This is a genomic window from Agaribacter flavus, assembly GCF_042646125.1.
Taxonomy (GTDB): Bacteria; Pseudomonadota; Gammaproteobacteria; order Enterobacterales; family Alteromonadaceae; genus Glaciecola; species Glaciecola flavus.
Map to the genome: position 1 here is coordinate 189,331 of NZ_JBHRSW010000005.1, position 22,188 is coordinate 211,518.

The 22,188-nt window shown below is 42.3% G+C and carries 22 protein-coding genes; 12 read left to right on the plus strand and 10 right to left on the minus strand.

All coding sequences use genetic code 11. The annotated features are described in order from the left end of the window. Positions 1-16: 16 nt before the first annotated feature. Complete coding sequence (locus ACFOHL_RS02965) at positions 17-1,204, minus strand: HlyD family secretion protein (protein WP_376918708.1); 1,188 nt, start codon at positions 1,202-1,204, stop codon at positions 17-19. A 321-nt stretch (positions 1,205-1,525) separates the two neighbouring features. On the opposite strand from ACFOHL_RS02965, the gene ACFOHL_RS02970 reads away from it, so the two are divergent. Further along, the gene (locus tag ACFOHL_RS02970; RefSeq protein ID WP_376918709.1) at positions 1,526-2,425 is read left to right on the plus strand and encodes a hypothetical protein; all 900 of its coding nucleotides are present in this window, start codon (positions 1,526-1,528) and stop codon (positions 2,423-2,425) included. Positions 2,426-2,541: 116 nt separating this feature from the next. Here the strand turns inward: ACFOHL_RS02970 and ACFOHL_RS02975 are convergent, their stop codons facing one another. Then, positions 2,542-5,259: a TonB-dependent receptor plug domain-containing protein gene (locus tag ACFOHL_RS02975; RefSeq protein ID WP_376918710.1), complete on the minus strand. Its 2,718-nt coding sequence runs from the start codon at positions 5,257-5,259 to the stop codon at positions 2,542-2,544. 437 nt (positions 5,260-5,696) lie between these two features. Here ACFOHL_RS02975 and glpQ point away from each other — a divergent pair, with 437 nt between their 5' ends. After that, positions 5,697-6,677 carry a glycerophosphodiester phosphodiesterase gene (gene glpQ / locus ACFOHL_RS02980; RefSeq protein WP_376918711.1) on the plus strand — a complete coding sequence of 327 codons (981 nt, stop codon included), beginning with the start codon at positions 5,697-5,699 and terminating at the stop codon, positions 6,675-6,677. Here glpQ and ACFOHL_RS02985 read toward each other — a convergent pair. Then, positions 6,674-7,480 carry a flagellar protein MotY gene (locus ACFOHL_RS02985; protein ID WP_376918956.1) on the minus strand — a complete coding sequence of 269 codons (807 nt, stop codon included), beginning with the start codon at positions 7,478-7,480 and terminating at the stop codon, positions 6,674-6,676. The two genes, glpQ and ACFOHL_RS02985, sit on opposite strands and share 4 nt — an antisense overlap. A gap of 286 nt (positions 7,481-7,766) precedes the next feature. Between ACFOHL_RS02985 and rnt the strand changes: the two genes are divergently transcribed. Next, complete coding sequence (rnt, locus tag ACFOHL_RS02990) at positions 7,767-8,384, plus strand: ribonuclease T (RefSeq protein WP_376918712.1); 618 nt, start codon at positions 7,767-7,769, stop codon at positions 8,382-8,384. A 288-nt stretch (positions 8,385-8,672) separates the two neighbouring features. Then, positions 8,673-8,867: a (2Fe-2S)-binding protein gene (locus ACFOHL_RS02995; protein ID WP_376918713.1), complete on the plus strand. Its 195-nt coding sequence runs from the start codon at positions 8,673-8,675 to the stop codon at positions 8,865-8,867. A 37-nt stretch (positions 8,868-8,904) separates the two neighbouring features. On the opposite strand, the gene ACFOHL_RS03000 is transcribed toward ACFOHL_RS02995, so the two are convergent. Further along, positions 8,905-9,228: a Grx4 family monothiol glutaredoxin gene (locus ACFOHL_RS03000; RefSeq protein ID WP_376918714.1), complete on the minus strand. Its 324-nt coding sequence runs from the start codon at positions 9,226-9,228 to the stop codon at positions 8,905-8,907. 249 nt (positions 9,229-9,477) lie between these two features. On the opposite strand from ACFOHL_RS03000, the gene ACFOHL_RS03005 reads away from it, so the two are divergent. After that, entirely contained in the window at positions 9,478-10,062 is a 585-nt protein-coding gene (locus ACFOHL_RS03005; protein WP_376918715.1) for a Fe-Mn family superoxide dismutase, read from the plus strand. Between the two features lie 179 nt (positions 10,063-10,241). Here the strand turns inward: ACFOHL_RS03005 and ACFOHL_RS03010 are convergent, their stop codons facing one another. Beyond that, positions 10,242-10,724 carry a GNAT family N-acetyltransferase gene (locus tag ACFOHL_RS03010; RefSeq protein ID WP_376918716.1) on the minus strand — a complete coding sequence of 161 codons (483 nt, stop codon included), beginning with the start codon at positions 10,722-10,724 and terminating at the stop codon, positions 10,242-10,244. A gap of 78 nt (positions 10,725-10,802) precedes the next feature. Between ACFOHL_RS03010 and ACFOHL_RS03015 the strand changes: the two genes are divergently transcribed. The 5 genes from ACFOHL_RS03015 (at position 10,803) to ACFOHL_RS03035 (ending at position 15,889) form a co-directional block, all read left to right on the plus strand. Continuing rightward, positions 10,803-11,351, plus strand: a complete 549-nt coding sequence (locus ACFOHL_RS03015; RefSeq protein WP_376918717.1) for a pseudouridine synthase — start codon at positions 10,803-10,805, stop codon at positions 11,349-11,351. 74 nt (positions 11,352-11,425) lie between these two features. After that, complete coding sequence (mnmA, locus tag ACFOHL_RS03020) at positions 11,426-12,631, plus strand: tRNA 2-thiouridine(34) synthase MnmA (protein ID WP_376918718.1); 1,206 nt, start codon at positions 11,426-11,428, stop codon at positions 12,629-12,631. Next, positions 12,621-13,244: a high frequency lysogenization protein HflD gene (gene hflD, locus ACFOHL_RS03025; RefSeq protein WP_376918719.1), complete on the plus strand. Its 624-nt coding sequence runs from the start codon at positions 12,621-12,623 to the stop codon at positions 13,242-13,244. Before mnmA ends, hflD begins: the two co-directional genes overlap by 11 nt. Before the next feature lie 15 nt (positions 13,245-13,259). Next, complete coding sequence (purB, locus tag ACFOHL_RS03030) at positions 13,260-14,642, plus strand: adenylosuccinate lyase (RefSeq protein ID WP_376918720.1); 1,383 nt, start codon at positions 13,260-13,262, stop codon at positions 14,640-14,642. A 587-nt stretch (positions 14,643-15,229) separates the two neighbouring features. Beyond that, complete coding sequence (locus ACFOHL_RS03035) at positions 15,230-15,889, plus strand: adenylate/guanylate cyclase domain-containing protein (protein ID WP_376918721.1); 660 nt, start codon at positions 15,230-15,232, stop codon at positions 15,887-15,889. A gap of 16 nt (positions 15,890-15,905) precedes the next feature. Here the strand turns inward: ACFOHL_RS03035 and kdsA are convergent, their stop codons facing one another. The 5 genes from kdsA to hemA form a co-directional block, all read right to left on the minus strand. Next, positions 15,906-16,751, minus strand: a complete 846-nt coding sequence (gene kdsA, locus ACFOHL_RS03040; RefSeq protein ID WP_376918722.1) for a 3-deoxy-8-phosphooctulonate synthase — start codon at positions 16,749-16,751, stop codon at positions 15,906-15,908. A 13-nt stretch (positions 16,752-16,764) separates the two neighbouring features. After that, positions 16,765-17,130, minus strand: a complete 366-nt coding sequence (locus ACFOHL_RS03045) for a SirB2 family protein (RefSeq protein ID WP_376918723.1) — start codon at positions 17,128-17,130, stop codon at positions 16,765-16,767. A 119-nt stretch (positions 17,131-17,249) separates the two neighbouring features. After that, entirely contained in the window at positions 17,250-18,107 is an 858-nt protein-coding gene (gene prmC, locus ACFOHL_RS03050; protein WP_376918724.1) for a peptide chain release factor N(5)-glutamine methyltransferase, read from the minus strand. Between the two features lie 31 nt (positions 18,108-18,138). After that, positions 18,139-19,227, minus strand: a complete 1,089-nt coding sequence (gene prfA, locus ACFOHL_RS03055; RefSeq protein WP_376918725.1) for a peptide chain release factor 1 — start codon at positions 19,225-19,227, stop codon at positions 18,139-18,141. A gap of 13 nt (positions 19,228-19,240) precedes the next feature. Next, positions 19,241-20,512 (minus strand): glutamyl-tRNA reductase, encoded by a 1,272-nt coding sequence (gene hemA / locus ACFOHL_RS03060; RefSeq protein WP_376918726.1) that lies wholly within the window; start codon positions 20,510-20,512, stop codon positions 19,241-19,243. Between the two features lie 137 nt (positions 20,513-20,649). On the opposite strand from hemA, the gene lolB reads away from it, so the two are divergent. Both lolB and ispE read left to right on the plus strand, forming a co-directional pair. After that, entirely contained in the window at positions 20,650-21,216 is a 567-nt protein-coding gene (lolB, locus tag ACFOHL_RS03065) for a lipoprotein insertase outer membrane protein LolB (RefSeq protein ID WP_376918727.1), read from the plus strand. Next, entirely contained in the window at positions 21,213-22,070 is an 858-nt protein-coding gene (gene ispE / locus ACFOHL_RS03070; protein WP_376918728.1) for a 4-(cytidine 5'-diphospho)-2-C-methyl-D-erythritol kinase, read from the plus strand. Before lolB ends, ispE begins: the two co-directional genes overlap by 4 nt. Positions 22,071-22,188 lie beyond the last annotated feature (118 nt).

Below are 22,188 nucleotides of genomic sequence, written 5' to 3' on the forward strand. Positions count from 1 at the left end.
AAGCTCCAACTGTAAACTAAGGCTTTTTATCAAAGCCAAACAACAAATCAAACAAGGATGTCTTATCCACCACAATATCCGAGCCAACAGCCATGCCTGTAACTAAACTCACGTTATCGGGTACTTTGTCTATCGTGGCCTTAACTACAAAATAGGTAGTAGCTTGTAAGCCTTGCCCGTGCTTATTGACCATATTTCCCGGCACCGGAGAGCTTGAGACTGATTGTACTGTCGCTAACAGCGCACCAAACTTATTGACAGGGTAAGCCGACAGCTCAACATGAATTTGATGACCAACTTGAATTTGGCGATAGTTTTTAGCTGGAATGTATAATACGAGGGAGGATTTTTCTCGTGTATTTGAAAGCGTAATAACTGATTGTCCAGATACAACCGGCAAACCTTCCTGAGTGAAAATATTGTCTACCACACAATTGCATGGAGACAAGATCTGCAATCCATCTTGCAAGCGTGCTCTCGCAAGCTGCATACGGTCAATATGTGCTTGTTGACTATGTTTTTCTCGCTGGAAGTTTTCTTCTAGATGCAAGCCTTGCAATGCGAGTGATTTAACCAAGGATTCTTCTTTAAGTAAGTTAGCCTCAATTTGCGCCAATGCGCGCACTTGCTCATCAACTAAGGTCGCAGCAATCAAACCACTTTCCACATTTTTACGGTATCGCTGAAGTACTCGTTCTTCAACAACCAAAGTATTGCGCAACTGCTGGATGATTTTGTGCTGTTCAAGCGATTGCCATTCAAGGTTTTGTTTACTTTCCTGAAAAAATCTATTCGCGTCTTCAATGTGTTTTTTCGCCGTAGTGATTTGTAATTCAATGTCCTGTAAATCTGCATGCAGTTTACGCTGATTTCGGTTTTCGAGTAACAGTAAAACCTGCCCTTCTGTCACCTTCTCGCCCTCACTGACATTTATATTAGAGACAATTTGATCATCCTGATTCACCACCATCTGGTGATAATCTTTACCAGCAATAACTTCGCCTTCGGCCGCCATATGCACAGGTAATTTTATCAAAAATAGGGATAAGACAATAAAAACAAGTAATAGAAGAAATGTGAGTGTATACGCAGACAACTTGGGCGGAGATTGCACAAAAAAGGGTTTTTGGCCTTGAGAAAACACATTATCGACAGATTCCTGTCGATAGGAAACGCGTTCATCAGGTATTTGTTGCTCACTCAAAACGGCCTACTCCAAGCATAAAAAACACCCGTAAAATCATATGTATGAAGAAATCAAAATGAGAGAATAAACGCTAAATCCAGTGAGTTCAACACGATATAAGTACGAAAACACAAATGATTCTTTGTCTCCGAGCCATGGATTTATTCTTATAACACCGCCGCGTGATAATTTTGTTTAAATATCACACACATTTAATCGTATTGTTTATAAATTGCGAATTATTCACCCTGTTTTTCATTCTATACTTTTTCCACCTATTCAGTGATTTGTTGCTCTACCATGTTAAGAAAAATAATTTTTGCCATTACCGTAAGTACAATGACGTGTTCTGCATTCGCTTTTGAATGGAACATCACCTCACTCAGAACGACACTCTCTAGGCCGGATACGAGTCACACGCTCATATTTCAACAACAAAATGATCCTACTCAAAAAACGGCCTTCTTGCTCACGCCTATCAACAATGAGAGATTGGGCTTGTTTGTCGATGTGAACGGCGTAGAGATTGGTTATGCTGTCGACGTCTTGCCTAATGACGTTGAAACTAAAACACAAAATTTTCTTTTTGCTTATCGAAAATTAAAGCATTCAAAAATAACCCTGAACTATCAAATTTTAGAAGGCTTTAACACTGACGTAGAAGATTTAAGCCCCAACGGAATAAGCTCTCAAATACTGGAAGGACAGTTTCTTGAAAACACTAAATCAACGAAGATTGAGTTATTTGGGCAACACAACTTATTCACTTTTAACAATAAAGAATCACTATTCGAACACTTCTTTCTAAATCGCCCCAAATTGAGTGACCGTTTTGATTGGTCTCTGAGCATTGTTGGTGGATGGTCTTTTAAACATCTTTCGCTCGAAAGCCCTGAATCACTGTTATTTCAACCTAGTTTTTTGTCATCCCCCGTTCCCACCGTTGGTAAACTAGAGTCAAACTCGATTAATGCAAATGTAGGCCCATTCCTCTCCGTTAACTTACCGAACAATTTTAACTTCTTTGCCGAATATAAAATCGGTAGAGGACATATAAAGAACACCAATACAGAAACTGGCTTAAAAGAGTCGGGGGACGAAAAAGCGAATGCAATCGGCGCTGGGTTCTCTTGGACATCGAAGGATGAAAAAACCTTGGTATTGCTGCGGGCTTGGAATCAAAAAGGCCGCCACATAGAGACGTCTTTTGGCGATTTGTCAGTGGTTCGGTTCTTCTGAATTTACCATTTAAACTACAAATCCTAGCATAAAAAAAGCCAAGCAACACTATGCTTGGCTTTTGTTCATATCAAAGCTGTAAATTGACCAATGTATCCATCAGCCTAATTACATTTTTAATAAGTGTATTTTGCTTGTAAGTACCAAGTACCACCATTAAAACCAAACGGGCTTGATTCAGAGTACAACTGCCCTAAACCGCCAGCGTCTGGGTTTTCTTCTGGGTAGGTATCAAACAAGTTATCTACACCAACAATAAACTCCAGTTGATCTGACATGCGGTAAGCTACTTGTGCATCAATTAGGACTTCTGCACCAATGCCGGGAACACCGTTTCCAGTATCATCCCATCCACCGTAATACACGGCACGAAGTAACGTTCTGATGTTACCGTCAGTGTGGCTCCATGAGATATTGCCTCGCGTATTAGGCAGCAAATCTTCAATTGCATTCACACGTCCAGCGCTAATCGGATTAACTGTACCGACACTATCTACTTCGGTCTCGTTATAGTTAGCTGCAACCGTGATTCGCGAATCACCACCCATGAAATCAAAATCGATGTTACCAACGATGTCAATACCAGTTGTGGTGGTACCGAAACTGTTAGAGAAGAATCTAAATTCAGAGAGGTCATCCAAGCCCAAGAAATCTTGACGATTAATCACGCCTTGTGCATCAAGTGTGGTCAACGCTTCTGACACAGTAGCGAAGTCTGAGCCAGCACCACCAGCAAAATTCAAGGCAGACAAGAAGTCAACATTTGCACCTAGTGCGACACGATCCGTCAATTCAATATTGTAGTAATCGACTGTCCAGCTTGTACCCGCAACATCAAAACCAATACCAAAGGAATAGTTAACCGCTTCTTCAGGGCCTAATTGTGGACGGCCGTTACCTGCACTTTCAACAAAATCTGCGGCTAGCTGCCCCGCGACTGAAGACAAAGGCAAGGTACCTTGGTCAACCAACACACCGTTCACATTTTGTGTTGTCACGTTAGTGATATTTGCTTGACCGGCAGTGGGTGCGTGGAAACCTGTTGAATAAGCTGCGCGCAATCTGATTTCATCTGTTAGGTGGTAAATACCTGCTAGTTTAAAATCAGTCGTATTGCCAAATTCACTAAAGTCTTCAACACGTACGGCCGTTTGTAGCGTCAACTCTTCGGTAACATCTGCTTCTAAATCAATATAGAAAGCCGTACTGTCTTGAGACGCAGTAGTGGTTGCTGGGAAGCCGCCGAAACCATTTGAACTAGATGCGAAGCCTTGGTCTGCAAGTGGTCCTAAGGCAAAAGAGGCGTTATCTCCAGCATATAAATCAAACTCTTCTTCTCTGTATTCCGCACCAAAGGCAATGTTCAAATCTGAATACAAACCGACATCCAGTGTGTAAACAAAGTTTGCATTAAACAAGGTTTCTGATTGTTTTTGTCCACCGGGCACAAAGTCTCTAGGCGTATCTGGACCTAATGAGGCATTGATTGTATTTCTTATAAAGAAATCAGTTCTGTTTGAACCCTGTTGTGCACTGATATCATAATAAAAGCCGTTTCCGATATTTAACTCGCCTTTCACACCCACAGTAATCGCAGTGTCTTCGTTTGTTCCACCAAAACGCGGTACAAAACCAGCAGGGATGGTCTCGATGAACGAGAAACAGTTGTCATCAGCTGTGACCTGCGCTAAGAACGTAGGATCTGGATTCACGCCGCCTTGACCGCCTAGAGGGATACCGTCAATACATGAGCCACCCATACCCAAACCATCTAAATCACCCACCAATACTGAAGGCACACCATCGTCTGCTCTTAAACCGGTTGCTGGATCAACCAAAGGGCCACGGTAAACACCGCCACGTTGACTAGATGGGCCACCCACTACGTTACGATAGAAGAATCCACCTGTCACCATACGTTCGCCGTAATTACCGAACAAGTAAACCGTGGCTTGCTCACTAATATCGTATTCAGAGTTAACGAATAACTTGATATCGTCTTCTACATCAGGTTGCCCCCAATACTGAGGTACTTCGCTGGTGTAAGTATTGATCAGTTCAAAGTCAGAGACAGGCGTGTAACCATTTGCTATTTGAAAGGCGACATCGTCGCGAACTACAGAACGTACTGTACCGTCAACATCTTTGATTTCGGCCGTAATATTGACGAAACCAGCATCACCCAAAGGCAAACCAGCATTTGCAGATACAACAAAATTGTCGCCGTCACCTTCGAACGTCGAACCATATCTAGCTTGAACTTCGAAGCCCTCAGCATTGTCTTTTAGAATAAAGTTCAAAACACCTGCAATAGCATCAGAACCATACTGTGACGAAGCGCCATCACGTAAAACCTCAACTTGCTTTAATGCCATTGAAGGAATGGCAGAGATATCCACGCCTTGCGCGCCATCAGAAATACCACCACCTAAAAAGGAGATGATTGAACCGCGGTGACGTCTCTTACCGTTAACCAATACCAGTACGTTGTCTGGCGACAAACCACGTAAGTTAGCAGGACGCACGATTGTTGCTGCGTCACTTATAGGCTGTGTGTTTACATCAAACGAAGGTACTGAAGTACGCAATAAATCTTGCACATCAGTTGATGAATTTTGTCTAAATTCTACACCGCCAATGACATCAACAGGCACAGGTGAATCTGCAGCAGAACGATTTGTTACACGCGTGCCGGTAACAATAATATTTTCGGTTTGTGATTCTTCTGCGTTATCTTGAGCTAAGGCGGGTACTGCGATAGTCATTGTACTGACTGCTGAAGCAGCCAAGACACCACTGATTGCCTTAGTGAGTTTTGACATAGAGGTTTTCATGATTTTTTCCCGGTTATTTATTATTCTGTAATATGGCAAGGTTATATTTGTTTTGGTTTGCCATATCGCCAATATGAAATTGACTAGAGGCTGTTTATCTTGATTGATTCTTTTTGTTGGCTCTAAAATTGGATAAAACAAGGCGTAGTTGGTGCAGTTTGGTGGTTCCAAATAAGCCAACTACAACGAAGTACTATCCAATTTTAGAGCCAACAAAAAGAATCAATCAAAATAAACAGCCTCTATTATCTTTATATAGATCAATACGATAAAAAACAAATGATTTATAAGATAAATACCTCCATTTGCGACAAACAGCGGCAATCGCATGCTCAGATTCATCTTTTGGTAATACAAGGGCTTTACGCTTCCGTTTTAATTTTTTTACTCGGTATGCCGCGTTACCGCAAATATCGATATGCAAGCTGGAGTCACTTTTGCGTAAATTAAATCAACTCATCTTTGTTATTTTGCTTAGCCATTATTCCTTCACCTTATGGGCTTTCGACATCATTGCCCATCGTGGTGCATCTGGCTTTTTACCCGAACATACCAAAGAAGCGCTGGTGCTCAGTTATATGCAAGGTGCCGACTACATTGAGCAAGATTTGGTCGCGACCAAAGATGAGCAACTCATTGTATTGCACGATATCCATTTAGAAACCGTGACAAATGTTGAACTGCTTTACCCTAGCAGAAAACGCAGCGACGGCAGATACTATGTGATTGATTTTACGCTAAAAGAATTAAGGAGATTGCAAGTTCACGAAAGAACCGACGCAAATGGCAAGCGGGTGTTTCCTGAGCGTTATGCCGGTTCAGGGTACTTTAGTATTGCTACATTTGAAGAGCACATCGAATTAATAAAAGAATTAAACAAACGATTTGGCACAAACACAGGGTTTTATCCCGAGATCAAATCCCCCGAATTTCACCTAAGTGAGGGTATAGACATAACCAAAATCACTCTGGATGTACTCAACAAACATGGATTAAATAGCCGTGAGGCCAATATTTATGTGCAATGCTTTTACCCGCCAAGCTTGAAACGCATTAGACAAGAGTTCAAGAGTAAGGTGAAGCTGGTGCAGTTATTGGCCGAGAATGATTGGCAAGAATCTTCAGCCAATTATGACGCCTTGAAATCACAACAGGGTATTGAAGAAGTGGCACAATACGCTGATGGCATTGGCCCGTGGCTACCACAAATTTTTGAAGATGGGCATGGTAAACCCAAAGCCTTGTTAAACTATGCTAAAGCAGCGCAGCTGACTATTCACCCATACACGTACAGACAAGATGCCTTATTTGGCAACATGTCTGACGAAGCGTATTTTAATCGGATACGAAGCAGCGGCGTTGACGGCCTATTCACCGACCATATACTCCCATTTATGAAGCTAGATAAGGTGCCTTAGGATTTTGCCATCCTAATAACCACACGTCGGTTTTTAGCTCGATCCAATTGGGTGTCGTTGGGAGAAATATGGCGCTTTTCGCCATAGCCATTTACGTCAATTCTATCACTGTCGACACCCATCGAAGCAAAGTAATCTCTAATCTCATTCGCGCGTTTTATAGAGAGTTGTTCATTTGCCCAACTGCCACCATAGCTGTCCGTAAATCCTGAGACAAGCACTAAGTCGAGAGCCAAATCTTCTTTTAAATACTCACCAATCATATCCAACCGACGCTGAGAATACTTAGTCAATTCAGCACTATTCTTTTTATAACTAAGCACCGTGTACGCAATATCTTCAAAGCTAAAAGGCAGTAAGTTGCTAATACAGTTAGAAAAGCTTTGGTATAGCGGTTCAAAGTTACCCGCATTTAAGCCTACGGCAACTTGATCATTTGGATTTAACCAGTCTTGATACAAGATCGTCGGGAAAAAACCTTTTTCCAGCTCAGTTAACATCTGCCAAGCTGCCTCCTCAGGAAGATCGGCATCGTATTGTTTACGCAAATCCATATTCGCTAGACGCCGCGCTGCTACGCCTGGCATCCACGATGGTGGCTTGGAGTATAATGTTGCGGTGTCATACTTTCCGGGTAACCTTTTCATATCTAAGGTAAACTCTAGATTAAGTTGTTTTGACGCTTCAGACACAAATTGCGCTTGTCCATAGCCTGGTATATCGTGACTCAATTCACACACCAACCTTGTTTGTGTAGACATCGTCCAAGTCGACTCATCAATTTGCGCGATATATTCTCGCATATTAGCATTTGCATGATTCGCATAATTTGTAAAAGCCGCTCCAACAAACAGAATAAAAGCACTTAAGTATTTATTTGCCGTTGAAATGTCAGATACGAAGATTTTTGTCATGTTTTTTGTCATAATACGGTCTGTCTATATGAGTAAGATATCGGCAAAAATTCAACAAAACTTAATGCCCATATTCTATGATTTGTTGACCCTAGGCTCTTACGTGCCTAACTAAAGCGATCGTAGCGCAATTACTAAGTAGACAATATTTTCTGCAAGGAACCTAACTACAATAATGCCAACTTCCTCTTTTCAATTGAAAGACAGATTCAGAGGCTATTTCCCTGTAATCATTGATGTCGAAACTGCGGGTTTTAATGCTAATACAGATGCTATATTGGAAATTGCCGCTATCACCTTAAAAATAAAAGACAATGCCTTTGTAATGGATGAGTGCTTCCATGAGCATGTTGTGCCATTTGAAGGTGCCAATATCGAAAAGGCGGCCATAGAGTTCAACGGTATCGATCCTTTTTGCGCCTTGCGTGGCGCTAAAGCAGAAGATATGGTGTTTAAAGAATTGTGCAAGTTTATACGCAAAGCTCAAAAAAAGTCAGACTGCCAGCGAAGTGTCATCGTGGCTCACAACGCTACTTTCGATCAAGGTTTTGTCAATGCGGCAATCGAGCGCCACAATATAAAGCGCTCCCCTTTCCATCCTTTCGTTTCTTTTGATACCACGTCTTTAGCGGCAATGAGTGTTGGACAAACGGTATTGGTTAAAGCATGCCAAGCAGCAGGAATTAGCTTTGATCAAAATGAAGCGCATTCCGCTTTGTACGACACGCAGAAAACCGCAGAATTATTTTGCTATATGATTAACCGCTACCAAAGTTTGGGTGGGTGGCCATAATGGCTGTTTATCGCTTTGCTATTAAAGAATACAACATAGCCGGATTAAACTATGTTGAGTAGGGGCTTCTAGAATCAAAATTTGTTTTTCATGGACGAAAAACTAAAGCGTATATGGATATACTTGCAGCGTTTTTGATGCTAGCAGACCCTACTCAGCCTAATTCAGCGCAATACAATTCCGCCGTAAAGAAAATAATAATTATTCGCAAAAAAGAACAAAAGTGGCTTGCACTAAGTGTGAATAACAACTATTATCATTTGCAATGATATTTATTAGGAAGCGATAATGTTTGTTTGCATGTGTTACGGCATCACAGATTCACAAATTGAAAAAGCGGTACGTGAAGACGGTATCGGCAATATGCGCGAACTAAAAGCCAAACTAGGTCTCGGCAGTCAATGTGGATCGTGTGTTGAAATGGCTCAAGATATCATCGATACGACTATTGTAGGCGAATCATTGTTTAAAAATGTTGGATAAATTCACGCCCGATTATCTCAGGCGCTTATCAATAAAATTATTCTGCTTCTGACGCTGCTTCTTTTATCAAGGTTTGCAATTCACCTTGTTGAAACATCTCTAAAATAATATCACAGCCGCCAATCAATTCTCCCTTGACCCATAACTGAGGAAAAGTTGGCCAATCGGCATACTTAGGTAATTCCGCACGGATATCCGGATTTTGCAATATGTCAACATACGCAAACTGCTCTCCGCACGACATCAGTGCTTGTGAAGCCTGAGAAGAAAAGCCACAACTTGGCAACTTAGGCGAACCTTTCATGTATAACAACACTGGGTTTTCACTAATTTGCTCTTTAATCTTATCTATTGTTTCCATATTTTTCGCCTTCTAAATCGATAAATTCACAGTTGTGATAACTGTCTGTAAGGTAAGGCCAGCAATGATGAATATCAAGGCGATTTAACAAAATAAAAGATATATCTCATAACCGGTGATCTAGATAACTAGAAAAACAGAAAAAACAGTACTAGATGAAAAACTTATAAGCGTAAGGGTTTAAAAATTAACGACAAACCCCTACTCTCTAGTAGCTTAGAAAACACTTATACTTAATGGAGAAAACACATGGCTTTTGAGTTACCCGCATTACCGTACGAAAAAAATGCATTGGAACCACATATTTCGGCTGAAACGCTTGAATTTCACCACGGTAAACATCACGCCACGTACGTGACTAAACTAAACGGTTTAATCGAAGGAACTGAACTTGCAGATAAGTCCTTAGAAGAGATTGTTAAAACAAGTGACGGCGGTGTATTCAACAATGCTGCACAAATCTGGAATCACACCTTTTACTGGAATAGCTTAAGCCCCAACGGTGGCGGTGAGCCTACTGGCGATGTTGCAGACGCTATCAACGCCAAGTGGGGATCATTTGCTGAGTTTAAAGCTGCGTTCAATGATAAAGCGGTAAACAATTTTGGTTCAAGCTGGACTTGGTTAGTAAAAACAGCAGATGGTAGTTTAGATATCGTTAACACAAGCAATGCTGGCACACCAATCACTGAAGAAGGTGTCGTACCTCTTATCACCGTTGATTTGTGGGAGCACGCTTACTACATCGATTATCGCAATGTTCGTCCAAACTACCTAGAAGGTTTCTGGTCGCTTGTAAATTGGGATTTTGCTGCTGAGAACTTCTCTGCATAAGTGTTTGCAAACAGAATCAGCTAAAAACATTATCTTTTTGTAGGCGTCTACAATAAACAAATGTAACGCAATGTATGCTAAAGGCAGTGTATCGTCACTGCCTTTTTTGTATGTAGGCTGAACTTGGATTAAACAGAAACGACAAAAATAAAAAGCAATAGCTTGCTCCAAAGTTAAGTTTAACTCTTGCTAAATGCCAGTAAATCATTCCCAGTTAATTGATATCCAATCCACTCATTTTTTGGCTTTGCGCCAATCGAATCATAGAAGTCAATGGACGGTGTATTCCAATCAAGTACACTCCACTCAAAGCGACCACATCCTTGTTCTACAGCTATATTCGCAAGGTGTTTGAGCAGCAATTTGCCCGCTCCACAGCCTCTGAATTTTGGAGAAACGTATAAATCCTCTAAGTACAAGCCATTTTTACCTAACCAGGTGGAATAATTGTAAAAATACACAGCGAATCCAATTGCTTTGCCCGCTTGCTCACATATAAGTGCTGACACACTTGAGTTTGCACCAAACATAGATGTTTCGATATCGCGAACAGTGGCCTTTACCTCATGCTCTGCTTTTTCGTAAATAGCAAGTTCGGTGATAAAATGATGAATTAAAGCAGCATCGTTTATGTTTGCTTGTCTAATATTTAGTTTTGTCAAAGTACATTACGCCTTGAATTTATTTAGGTTATTTATAGAAGCTATTGCAGCCATAACATATCAGCTCTTGTGAGAACAATGAATAGAAAACAACGCAAAATTATTCTGTTTAACAAGCCCTATTTGGTCTTAACGCAATTTACCGATCAACAAGGGCGCGCAACCTTAAAAGACTATATCAATATACCCAACATCTATGCGGCAGGACGTCTAGATAGAGATAGCGAGGGCTTGTTAATACTCACAGATGATGGAAAACTAGCCAATCAACTCACCCACCCGAAGAAAAAGACCAGTAAGACTTATTGGGTACAAGTCGAGGGACAGCCCAATGAGGACGCTCTGCAAGCACTACGAAAGGGGCTTGACTTAAAAGATGGCAGAACCTTACCAGCAAAAGTAAGTGTTATCGACGAGCCAGCTGTGTGGCCGAGAACCCCTCCCATACGTGAACGACAGTCCATACCGACGACTTGGCTATCCATCACCATCACCGAAGGGCGTAATCGACAGGTAAGGCGAATGACTGCGCATATTGGGCACCCAACTCTTCGCTTGATAAGATACCGCATTGGTAGCTGGACAATAGACGGTATCGAAAATGGCAGCTATTCGGTCATCGAATAACGATACCTTCCGCATACTTTTTTGCTATAATTCGCGCTCAAAAATTTTAGTCAGCATCGAGTACCCCGTTTTACATGAATAACAGCCACTTAACAGAGCCACTTGAGGACAACGAAAACAACGCCGACATCAAGGTTATCGTTGGTATGTCGGGCGGTGTAGATTCTTCTGTATCAGCGCTTTTACTTAAACAACAGGGCTATCAGGTCGAAGGCCTGTTCATGAAAAACTGGGAAGAAGATGACAATGACAAGTACTGCGCAGCTGCAGAAGATTTAGCGGATGCCCAAGCCATTGCCGACAAACTTGGCATCAAGCTTCATCGTATCAACTTTGCAGCGGAATACTGGGACAATGTATTCGAGTATTTTTTGGAAGAATACAAAGCGGGTCGTACACCCAATCCCGACATCATGTGCAATAAAGAAATCAAGTTTAAAGCCTTTTTAGAATTTGCAGCAGAAGACTTAGGTGCCGACTATATTGCAACTGGGCACTACGTGCAGCGCCGCTTAGTTGACGGCCAATGGCAAATGATACGCGGTTTAGATAACAACAAGGATCAGAGCTATTTTTTGTATACTCTGAGTCACGCTCAAGTTGGCAAAACTTTATTCCCAATCGGTCACTTAGAAAAGCCCGAAGTGCGTAAAATTGCAGAAGCCAATGGCTTAATTACCCACAATAAAAAAGATAGCACGGGTATTTGCTTTATTGGTGAACGAAAATTCAAAGACTTCTTAAGTCAATACCTACCCGCACAACCGGGTATCATTGAAACGGTAGACGGCGAAGTAATTGGTAAGCATGAGGGCTTGATGTATCACACATTAGGCCAACGAAAAGGCCTGTATATTGGCGGTACTAAAGACCACGGTGAAGAACCTTGGTATGTGGTTGGAAAAGACATTCAGCGAAACGTACTGCTTGTCGCCCAAGGCGCAGATCATCCGTCTTTGTACTCTGACGGCTTACTGGCATCACAATTACACTGGGTATCGCGCACCCATTTTACCAAAGCGACAAAATTGGTCGTAAAAACACGATACCGACAAACAGACATTCCCTGCACGCTGTATCCGATAAACGAGGATACGGTAAAAGTGCTCTTTGATACACCGCAAAAAGCCGTTACCCCAGGGCAATCCGCCGTATTTTATCAAGACGACATATGCTTGGGCGGGGCAATAATCGATCAATATATCAAATTAGATGACACACAATCACAACACACCCGCAACACCGATATAGCAGAGAAAGAAGCCAATAATGCTCAATAAAGAACAAGAACAACAGCTTGCCCTAGCTGGGGTGTGTCAATCTGCTTCCTTAGTAAAATCAATTGCACGTCGTGGACAAGCAGATACAGAGGCTTTTGAAGCAAGTATATCCAGTATTTTAGTTACCACACCTGAAAATACGCAGCAGGTGTATGGTGCCATCTCTAATTTACGTGTGGGCTTTAGCACGCTTATTGCTCAGCTGGATAACAGTGGTCAAAAAGACGCTGAATTAACCCGTTACATAGCATCAATGTTAAGCTTGGAGCGAAAACTCGCGAAAAATACAAACGCGATGCAGGAACTTGCTGATCGGGTGTCACATGTGCAGCGCCAACTTGCCCATGTGGATTTTGAACATCAACAAATCATTAGCTCATTGGCAAGTATTTATTCAGACATTGTCAGTCCGCTTGCCCCTAAAATTCAGGTGGCGGGTAACCCAGAATACTTGCGTATTGAATCCAATCAAAAAAAAGTGCGTGCTTTGCTCCTCGCGGGCATTCGCTCTACTGTGCTTTGGCGTCAACTCGGTGGTCGTCGCAGAAGCATACTGTTTTCTCGAAAAAAAATCGTAGCATCAGCTCGAGAAGCGATGCGCCGTATGAACTAACATTTAGGAAATCTAATGGATTTATCTAGCCTCACTGCCCTATCTCCTGTCGATGGTCGATATGGGTCAAAAGCCGCCAGTTTACGCCCATTTTTTAGTGAATTTGGCCTGATTAAACACAGAGTAGAAGTCGAAGTTCGTTGGCTACAGGCTTTGTCAGAACAAACTGAGATCAGCGAAGTTCCCGCGTTTAGTGCAGAAGCAAATGCGCTGCTAAATGACATTGTCGAAAACTTTTCAGAATCTGACGCGCAAAGCATTAAAGACATTGAACGTACAACTAATCACGATGTAAAAGCCGTCGAATATTTCTTAAAGGAAAAGGTACAAGGCTTTGAAGAATTACATCAGGTAAACGAATTCATTCATTTTGCATGTACTTCTGAAGACATCAATAACCTTTCTCACGCACTAATGCTCACAAACGGGCTCAAGCAAGTATTAATCCCGCAATGCCAGTCGTTGATTGATGCCATTGCCGGCTTAGCCCGTGAATATCGCTGTATCCCTATGATGTCTAGAACACATGGTCAACCCGCGTCGCCATCGACAATGGGGAAAGAAATGGCGAATGTAGCGGTGAGATTGCACAGGCAGCTTAAACAAATTAAACAGGTAGAGATCCTTGGCAAAATTAATGGTGCAGTTGGCAATTACAATGCCCATTTGAGTGCCTACCCTAATGTAGACTGGCACGATTTTTCGCAGCGTTTTGTTAAAAGCCTAGGGCTGAGCCACAACCCTTTTACCACGCAAATAGAGCCACATGACTATATTGCCGAACTGTATGACGCCATTGCTAGATTCAACACCATTATCATTGATTTTGATCGCGATGTTTGGGGCTATATTGCGCTCGGTCTGTTTAAGCAAAAAACGATTGCCGGCGAAATTGGCTCTTCAACAATGCCGCATAAAGTCAATCCCATCGACTTTGAAAACTCTGAAGGAAACTTAGGATTGGCAAACGCTGTTCTTAATCACTTGAGTAGCAAACTGCCAGTCAGCAGATGGCAACGCGATTTAACCGATTCGACGGTACTGCGAAACTTAGGTGTCGGGCTTGGCTATGCAGTGATTGCTTACCAAGCGACTCTAAAAGGAATAAGTAAACTACAAGTCAATGAACAAGCACTGCTTGACGACCTTAACAATAACTGGGAATTGCTCGCGGAACCCATTCAAACTGTAATGCGCCGTTATGGCATCGAAAAGCCTTACGAGAAACTAAAAGAACTCACGCGCGGGAAAAAAGTCAATGCCGAAATAATGGCCGATTTTATTGACCAACTTTCATTGAGTGATGAAGTCAAGCTAGAACTTAAAGCACTAACACCTGCAAACTATATCGGTGACGCAATCCGGCTAGTCGATCAGTTGGATGAAACACTAAAATAAACGATACTTTACTCACGTTTAGTCACACGGATGAGACAAATGTGAGCGCCTTTTCACTCACCTCGCCCCCTTTAGCAAAGCAATATACCGCGCCGCAAATATTGTCCCGAATCATTTTCGTTTTATGCGCAGTGGTAAGTCTACAATCGATTAAGCTTTTCTGGTTTGCAGACTACACAAAGCACTTAATTAACATGCTTGTACACGTACTGTTATTTGCTTCGTGTTGGGTAATGCTGCAACGAGGTGCCTTTAGGTCGGCGCGAATTTTATTATTTGTAAGCTATTCAAGCTACATTGGATTTGCCTGCATACTGTGGCAAATGAACCTCAATTTACAATACTTTTACTTACTCGCTATTGTTGTCGCTAGTTTGCTTTATAAAAAGAGGGAATCCGTAGAATTTTATAGTGTTCTTAGCATACTCACCTTATGCTTTATTTCTTTTTTAGTGCAAACAAATTCTATTGAGCTCTTTGCAAATGCCTATAATTACTTAGCCTTCGTAAATAGCATCGTTTTGATGATTTCTTGCGTCTTAAGTGCTATTTATATACGCCGAATGGTTAATGCTAATTGGGAAATATTGAAAAGGCATAGCAGTAATCAGCAGAGCATCGTCGATAAACTCGCCCCGCCTATCTTTGACTTAACAAGGCATTCGCCAACGCTCTTTACCGAAGCAACTGAAATGCAAACCTACTTTTGCAGCGTTGCATATCTCGATTTAGTCAATTCTACACAGTTGATTAAAGAAATAGGCGAGCAAAACGCCTTAACATACTTCCACCAGTTGTTTGTATCCTTCGATGCTGAAGCGCAAAATTTCGACGCCTTTCGAGTAAAAACAAATGGTGATCAATATATTTTTGTTGTGGGGCTTCACGAAAACAGCAATAAGAGCGGGCTGCACAAAGAGAATGCACTTAAAGCTTGTCAGTTAGTCAATGTTCTTTCAAGTGTCATTGAGCAATCTCCCTATTATCCAAGTTTGAATTTCAGAGCCGGGATTGCAAGTGGTGCAGTCTATGCTGGCATAATTAACCCTAATTATCCCAATTTTGATATATGGGGTGAAACGGTCATCCGCGCGTCTCGATTAGAAACTCACGCGAAAAACAAACAAATATTGTTAGACGAACAAACTAGACAGTTTGTTCGAGGAACAATCCCCCTTAACACGCCAAAGCATACCTCACTAAAAGGTTTAGGTAGTACGATGTATGTGTCTATGCAACCAATCTAAAACTTAGTGAGTTGGATTACTGAATATCCAATGGCGCGAAACTTTTTACTAATGTATCGATTGATTTCATTTGCTGAAGATAGGCTTCTAATTTATCCAGAGGTAAGGCGCATGGCCCATCACATTTGGCTTCTTCTGGATTGGGGTGGGATTCAATAAATAGGCCAGCCAAACCTAAGGCCATTCCACTTCTGGCTAGATCGGCTGCTTGACGCCTACGGCCATCCGCAGAATCCGCACGCCCTCCAGGTTTTTGCAAAGCGTGTGTGGCATCAAAAATAACTGGCGCCATTGGCTTCATTTCGTCCATACCCAACATATCTACCACAAGGTTGTTGTAGCCATAACAACTACCCCGCTCGCACAGTAAAATCTTACTGTTTCCGCCCTCTTCAAATTTCTTAACAATGTGGCGCATCTCATGGGGTGCCAAAAACTGTGGCTTTTTAACATTAATTACCGCATCGGTTTTTGCCATTGCCGCCACTAAGTCGGTTTGTCTTGCTAAGAATGCTGGCAGTTGAATAACGTCTGCCACTTCCGCTACTGGTTCAGCTTGGAAAGGTTCATGCACATCGGTGATGATTGGTACCTTGAAGGTAGATTTTATTTCTTCAAAAATCTTCAAGCCTTCTTCCATACCAGGCCCACGGTAGGAGTACATAGACGAGCGATTGGCTTTATCAAACGAGGCTTTAAATACATATGGAATAGCCAGTTTTTGTGTTACCTCGACATATGTTTCGGCGATTTGCATGGCCAAGTCACGAGATTCAAGTACATTCATACCGCCGAACAATACAAAAGGCTTGTCGTTCGCCACTTGAATGCTACCGATATTCACCTGCGTGATCTGTGTCATCTTGCTTCCTTAATTAAAATAAACTGTTTTTAGAAATGGCAATACTTGCCGTCACCGCCAGCCATACGATTGCACTCACTAGGCCAACAATACGCATTGGCGTGTTGCGCGCCCACTTTAATGCATAGGAAGCCGATAGAACGTAAAGGACAAATCCTACCGCTTTGGACGCCAACCACTTATGCTCATATGCGCCAATTTGTACAATCATCAATATGGCGGTAATAATCGCCAGTGTATAAAGAATATGTGGCGCTATCTTCAACACTTTTTTTTGCGCAAAAGACAAGTTAAATATCACACCTACAAAAGCAATGATGACAACTAAAAGGGACAACACCATCGATGTTTGGTGTAAGTGTTTTAACATTGTGTACATGGCGTATCCTTAATTTTATTTTGAAGCGATTTATAAACCGAACTCTGGATAAGCAATAGCGCCCAGCAAGGCTGCAATAGAGTCTTATACTATTTCTTATCCAGAACGCGGTTCATCTTTTATCTGAACTGCCCAACCGTGACTCGCGGTAAATTATTTAAATCCTTGATCGTTTTAATCGCACTAAAGCCGCTTTCGTCTAACAATGTTTGCACTGCATTGTGTTGTTCAAAGCCATGTTCAATACCCAGCCACCCTCCTGCATTCAAGTACTGAGGCGATTGCGCAACAATTTGCTTAATATCAGCCAAACCGCTGTTTGCTGCAACGAGAGCAGAGCGAGGCTCAAAACGCAAATCCCCTTGATGCAAATATTCACTCGATTCTTCAACATAAGGTGGATTGCTGACGATTAAATCGAAGCCTAGCTTATCCTGTTCAAAAACGGAAAACCAATCACTTTGTAAAAATTGCGCCGACAGGCCATTTAGTTTTGCGTTTTGTTCCGCTAAGTGCACCGCACCTTGAATACGATCAACACCATAAACCTGCCAGGATTGTTTTTCGCTAGCCAATGACAAAGCAATGGCCCCCGTGCCAGTGCCGAGGTCAAGCACCCTAGCTTTTTCGTAAAGTGTTAAACTTATCGCCCACTCCACCAATAATTCAGTCTCTGACCTCGGAATTAAGGTGTGAGAATTAGTCATTAGCTCCAAAGTCCAAAAACCGGTTTTGCCAAGAATATAGGCTACCGGTTTACCCGTAGCCCTTTGTTCGATGTACGACATGTAGCGGCTATAGTCTTCACTTGAAATAGCATCGTCGCACTTAAGTATGTATTGCGCAGCAGTAACATCCAGCACAGATTGCATGAATAAGCGCGCTTCAAATAAAGGATCTTGAATCGACACCTGCTTACTATTTGCCAAAAAGATCCGGCCTTGCTCGACCGCCGCTTTAACTAAGGTGCTACTCATACTTGCGCTATGAACCATTGCTGTTCGTTAACTATGATTCGTCAGACAATGCGGCTAATAGGTCAGCTTGATGCTCTTGGCGAATGGGGTCAGCTAAGGCTCCCAAGTCTCCGGCAATCACATCGTCAAGTTTGTACAAGGTTAAGTTTATACGATGATCCGTTACGCGCCCTTGCGGAAAGTTATACGTTCGAATTCTTTCGGAGCGATCACCACTTCCCACTAAAGAACGACGTGTACTGGCTTCTTGTGCATCTCGTTTGTCTTGCTCCAACTGATTTAAACGAGCTTGCAAAACGGACATAGCCTTTGCTCTGTTTTTATGCTGGCTGCGCTCGTCCTGACATTCAACTACCACCCCAGTCGGGATATGTGTTAATCGAATTGCAGAATCTGTTTTGTTGACGTGCTGTCCACCGGCACCTGAGGCGCGAAAGGTATCGACTCTGAGATCAGCTGCATTGATTTCTATCGCTTCGGACTCTGGTATTTCTGGCAATACAGCGACGGTGCATGCAGAAGTATGGATCCGTCCTTGAGATTCTGTTTCCGGTACCCGCTGAACACGGTGACCACCTGACTCAAACTTTAAAATACCGTAGGCGCCCTCACCTGACACATTGGCGATGATCTCCTTGTAGCCACCGTGTTCGCCCTCATTCGCACTCATGATTTCTACGCACCAACCTTTAGTCTCGGCATAGCGTGAATACATTCTGAATAAATCACCGGCAAAAATACCCGCTTCATCACCACCTGCTCCTGCCCTGATCTCAAGAAAGCAACTATTATCATCATTGGGATCTTTGGGTAAAAGCAAAACTTGCAAAGAGATATCCAAATCTTCCAGATTTGCTTTAGCTACTTTCATCTCTTCTTGCGCCATCTCACGCATTTCAGGGTCGTCTTCCTGCATCATTTCTTGAGCTGAGGCAAGATCATCTTGTGCCTGTTTATACGCGCCGAATTGCTTAACCACTTCCTCCAGCTGGGAATACTCTTTTGATAAGGCTTTAAAACGGTTTTGATCGCCAATGACTTCAGGATCACCCAACAGTGCTTGTACTTCTTCAAAGCGCTCAACCAGAGTTTCAAGTTTGTGTATTACGGAGTCTTTCATTTAATTCCTGTTATTATTCGTCTCTATCGACATATTTATCGTTCGCCACCAAGCCAGCTTTGAGTATGTCGATGATCTCAGTATTGCCAGATTTAATGCCCAGCTGCAGAGCTTTCGTTGGACCATGCATTAGTTGTTTGGATAACTTAAAGGCCAAGCTCTTTAAAACCTCACTTGGATCATTTCCTTGAGCAAGCATACGTTCACTATTGCTGACTAGTTCCTTCGTCGCTTGCTCAGCTTGCATTCGATAGGAGCGAATCAAATCAACATGCTTCGCCTGTGCTAACCAATCACTAAAGGCCGATGCTTTCTCTGCCACCAACTGTTTTGCTTGCGCAGCCGCTTGCTCTCGATTGGCCAAATTTTGAGTAATGATGTCTTGTAAATCATCTACCGTGTAAAGGTATGCATCATCTAGTGCTTCAACTTCGTTTTCAATATCTCTAGGGACTGCCAAATCAATCAACAACATCGGTTTATGTTTACGTTGTTTTAGCGCTGTACTCACCATACCCGTGCCAATCAAGGGTAAGGCACTTGCAGTGGAACTTATCACCACATCTGCCTCAGCCAAGTGCGACGGAATCTGGCTAATTGTAATTGCTTCTCCATGAAGTGTTTTAGCTAAACGCTTTGCGTTTTCTAGACTTCTGTTGGCAACCATGATTTGCTTTGCTTTTGCATCGAGCAAATGTTTACCGACCAATTCTATGGTTTCGCCAGCACCGACAAGTAGAATACGGCTTTTGTCAATTGACGAAAAAATCTGCTTGGCGAGTTGCACTGCAGCAAAAGCGACTGAAACTGCATTTGCGCCAATTTCGGTCTGCGATCGCACTTGCTTGGCAACAGAAAAGGTAGTTTGAAACAACTTATCTAGCTGCACACCCACCGTGCCGGCTCGCTTTGCTTCGCTATATGCTTGTTTTACCTGACCTAATATTTGCGGCTCACCCAATATAAGTGAGTCTAATCCACATGCCACTTGCATCAAATGACAAATCGTTGCATCCGTATCATTCTCGTACATGTGAGGACGCAAAGCTTCAGTGTCAACATCGTGAAATACAGCCAGCCAGTTTCCCAAGTCTTCTGTATTTAAACTGTTTGCCACATATACTTCTGTACGATTACACGTTGACAGGATCACTATTTCTTCGCCACCACTTCTTTCCGCGAAAGCACTTAGCGCACGCACCAACTTGTCGGGAGTAAAGGCCACCTGCTCACGCAGAGCCACTGGCGCCGAATTGTGATTAATCCCGATAGAAACAAAAGCCATGGAGTGAGTAAAAAGATACCTTTAATTAAAACCGTCGCATTGTAGTAAAATACGCGGTATTTTAAAATGGCTAAGTGCTTGTTTATTGCCAAAGAGAGGAACAAAACATCAAAAAACTAATACTGTTGGTGCCACTATTGTGGCTTACCGCTTGTGCAATAAAACCGGAAGTGAGTGAAACAAGCCCAGTCATCGCTAATCAAAGCCTACCTGATGCTTGGAAACTATCCGGTAAACTCGCCGTTATCACACCTGAAGAGAGAAAAAGTGCATACCTAAGTTGGCAACAAAAAAATCAAACATTTGATATGGCGCTAACGACTATAGTGGGTTCGTCTGTCGCCAATATGAGCTTTGATGGAAATATCGCCATACTAGAAGCCGATGGCAAAAAATGGCAAGATGTTTCGCCTGACAAGCTCATCGAAAACACCACAAGCTGGTCGATACCTGTTTCTTCTATTGCCGTATGGATGTCCGGACAGTCTGAACCAAGAGATTCTGTTTCTTTTTATGAGAATGGTTTAATTAAAAGCCTGATACCTAGCTGCATAGGATGTGAAGTGTGGCAAATTACTTACAACAGCTATCGTCAATACAGTGTAGCCAAGCATAATCTCGTATTACCTCACAAACTCACTTTAAAAAATTCAAGCAAACAAACTCAAGTAATTATAAGAATAGACAAGTGGCAGGCAGAATGACAGATGTAATTTGGCTCCCCTCTCCAGCAAAAATTAATCTTTTCTTACACATTTGTGGTCAATATCCAAATGGCTATCACAATCTTCAAACACTCTTTCAGTTGCTCGATGTTGGTGATGAAATAGGCTTCGCTGTGCATGATCGTGCAACAATTGAACTTAAAACCCCAATGGCTGGGGTGGCAGAGCAAGATAACCTTATAATAAAAGCCGCTAAGGCATTACAAATTCATACAGGCAGCAACTGTGGTGCGGCCATTTTTGTCAAAAAACACTTGCCGATGGGTGGCGGTATTGGGGGTGGCTCGTCGAATGCAGCAACCGTATTACTGGCGTTGAATGCATTTTGGAAATTGAATCTGCCGTTAACTGAACTGATGGACATTGCCACTACCATTGGCGCAGATGTACCGGTATTTATCAGGGGTAAAACTGGCTTCGCAGAAGGAATCGGAGAAATTATTACGCCGATGGACATACCCGAGCAATGGTATCTTGTCGCGAATCCTGGTGTGCATGTGTCAACACCTGACATATTTCAACACCCAGATTTACCAAGAAACACGCAAATGATAAAAGCGCATGAATACAGCTTTGAAAGTACGCGAAACGACTGCCAAAATTTAGTGTGTAATCTGCAAGGGAAGGTTGCAAAATTATTACAGTGGTTGGTACACTACGCCCCGTCGAGAATGACGGGTACAGGTGCAAGTGTTTTTGCTGTTTTTAACAACAAACATGAAGCACAAAACGTACTCCGACAACTACCAAATGAATTTAAGGGTTTTGTGGCAAAAGGAACGCAAACTTCAGTTTTGCACACAAAACTTGAAGATATTCTTAGAGCAAGTTGATTTCTAATTATTAGTTCATCATTCGCTTCTAGGTAATCGCCGTCAACCAGACTTTACATTAATCGTCAATGCTAGCCTCTCGCCTTTTGCTATCATTGCATCAATATTGCACTGAGGA

What these genes read in the sequence shown, in the direction of transcription:
- ACFOHL_RS02970 (WP_376918709.1), top strand. Translation starts at nt 1,526, where the DNA reads ATGACGTGTTCTGCATTCGCTTTTGAATGGAACATCACCTCACTCAGA.
- ACFOHL_RS02975 (WP_376918710.1), bottom strand. Translation starts at nt 5,259, where the DNA reads ATGAAAACCTCTATGTCAAAACTCACTAAGGCAATCAGTGGTGTCTTG.
- ACFOHL_RS02985 (WP_376918956.1), bottom strand. Translation starts at nt 7,480, where the DNA reads ATGCGAGAATATATCGCGCAAATTGATGAGTCGACTTGGACGATGTCT.
- rnt (WP_376918712.1), top strand. Translation starts at nt 7,767, where the DNA reads ATGCCAACTTCCTCTTTTCAATTGAAAGACAGATTCAGAGGCTATTTC.
- ACFOHL_RS02995 (WP_376918713.1), top strand. Translation starts at nt 8,673, where the DNA reads ATGTTTGTTTGCATGTGTTACGGCATCACAGATTCACAAATTGAAAAA.
- ACFOHL_RS03000 (WP_376918714.1), bottom strand. Translation starts at nt 9,228, where the DNA reads ATGGAAACAATAGATAAGATTAAAGAGCAAATTAGTGAAAACCCAGTG.
- ACFOHL_RS03005 (WP_376918715.1), top strand. Translation starts at nt 9,478, where the DNA reads ATGGCTTTTGAGTTACCCGCATTACCGTACGAAAAAAATGCATTGGAA.
- ACFOHL_RS03015 (WP_376918717.1), top strand. Translation starts at nt 10,803, where the DNA reads ATGAATAGAAAACAACGCAAAATTATTCTGTTTAACAAGCCCTATTTG.
- mnmA (WP_376918718.1), top strand. Translation starts at nt 11,426, where the DNA reads ATGAATAACAGCCACTTAACAGAGCCACTTGAGGACAACGAAAACAAC.
- hflD (WP_376918719.1), top strand. Translation starts at nt 12,621, where the DNA reads ATGCTCAATAAAGAACAAGAACAACAGCTTGCCCTAGCTGGGGTGTGT.
- purB (WP_376918720.1), top strand. Translation starts at nt 13,260, where the DNA reads ATGGATTTATCTAGCCTCACTGCCCTATCTCCTGTCGATGGTCGATAT.
- kdsA (WP_376918722.1), bottom strand. Translation starts at nt 16,751, where the DNA reads ATGACACAGATCACGCAGGTGAATATCGGTAGCATTCAAGTGGCGAAC.
- ACFOHL_RS03045 (WP_376918723.1), bottom strand. Translation starts at nt 17,130, where the DNA reads ATGTACACAATGTTAAAACACTTACACCAAACATCGATGGTGTTGTCC.
- prmC (WP_376918724.1), bottom strand. Translation starts at nt 18,107, where the DNA reads ATGAGTAGCACCTTAGTTAAAGCGGCGGTCGAGCAAGGCCGGATCTTT.
- prfA (WP_376918725.1), bottom strand. Translation starts at nt 19,227, where the DNA reads ATGAAAGACTCCGTAATACACAAACTTGAAACTCTGGTTGAGCGCTTT.
- hemA (WP_376918726.1), bottom strand. Translation starts at nt 20,512, where the DNA reads ATGGCTTTTGTTTCTATCGGGATTAATCACAATTCGGCGCCAGTGGCT.
- ispE (WP_376918728.1), top strand. Translation starts at nt 21,213, where the DNA reads ATGACAGATGTAATTTGGCTCCCCTCTCCAGCAAAAATTAATCTTTTC.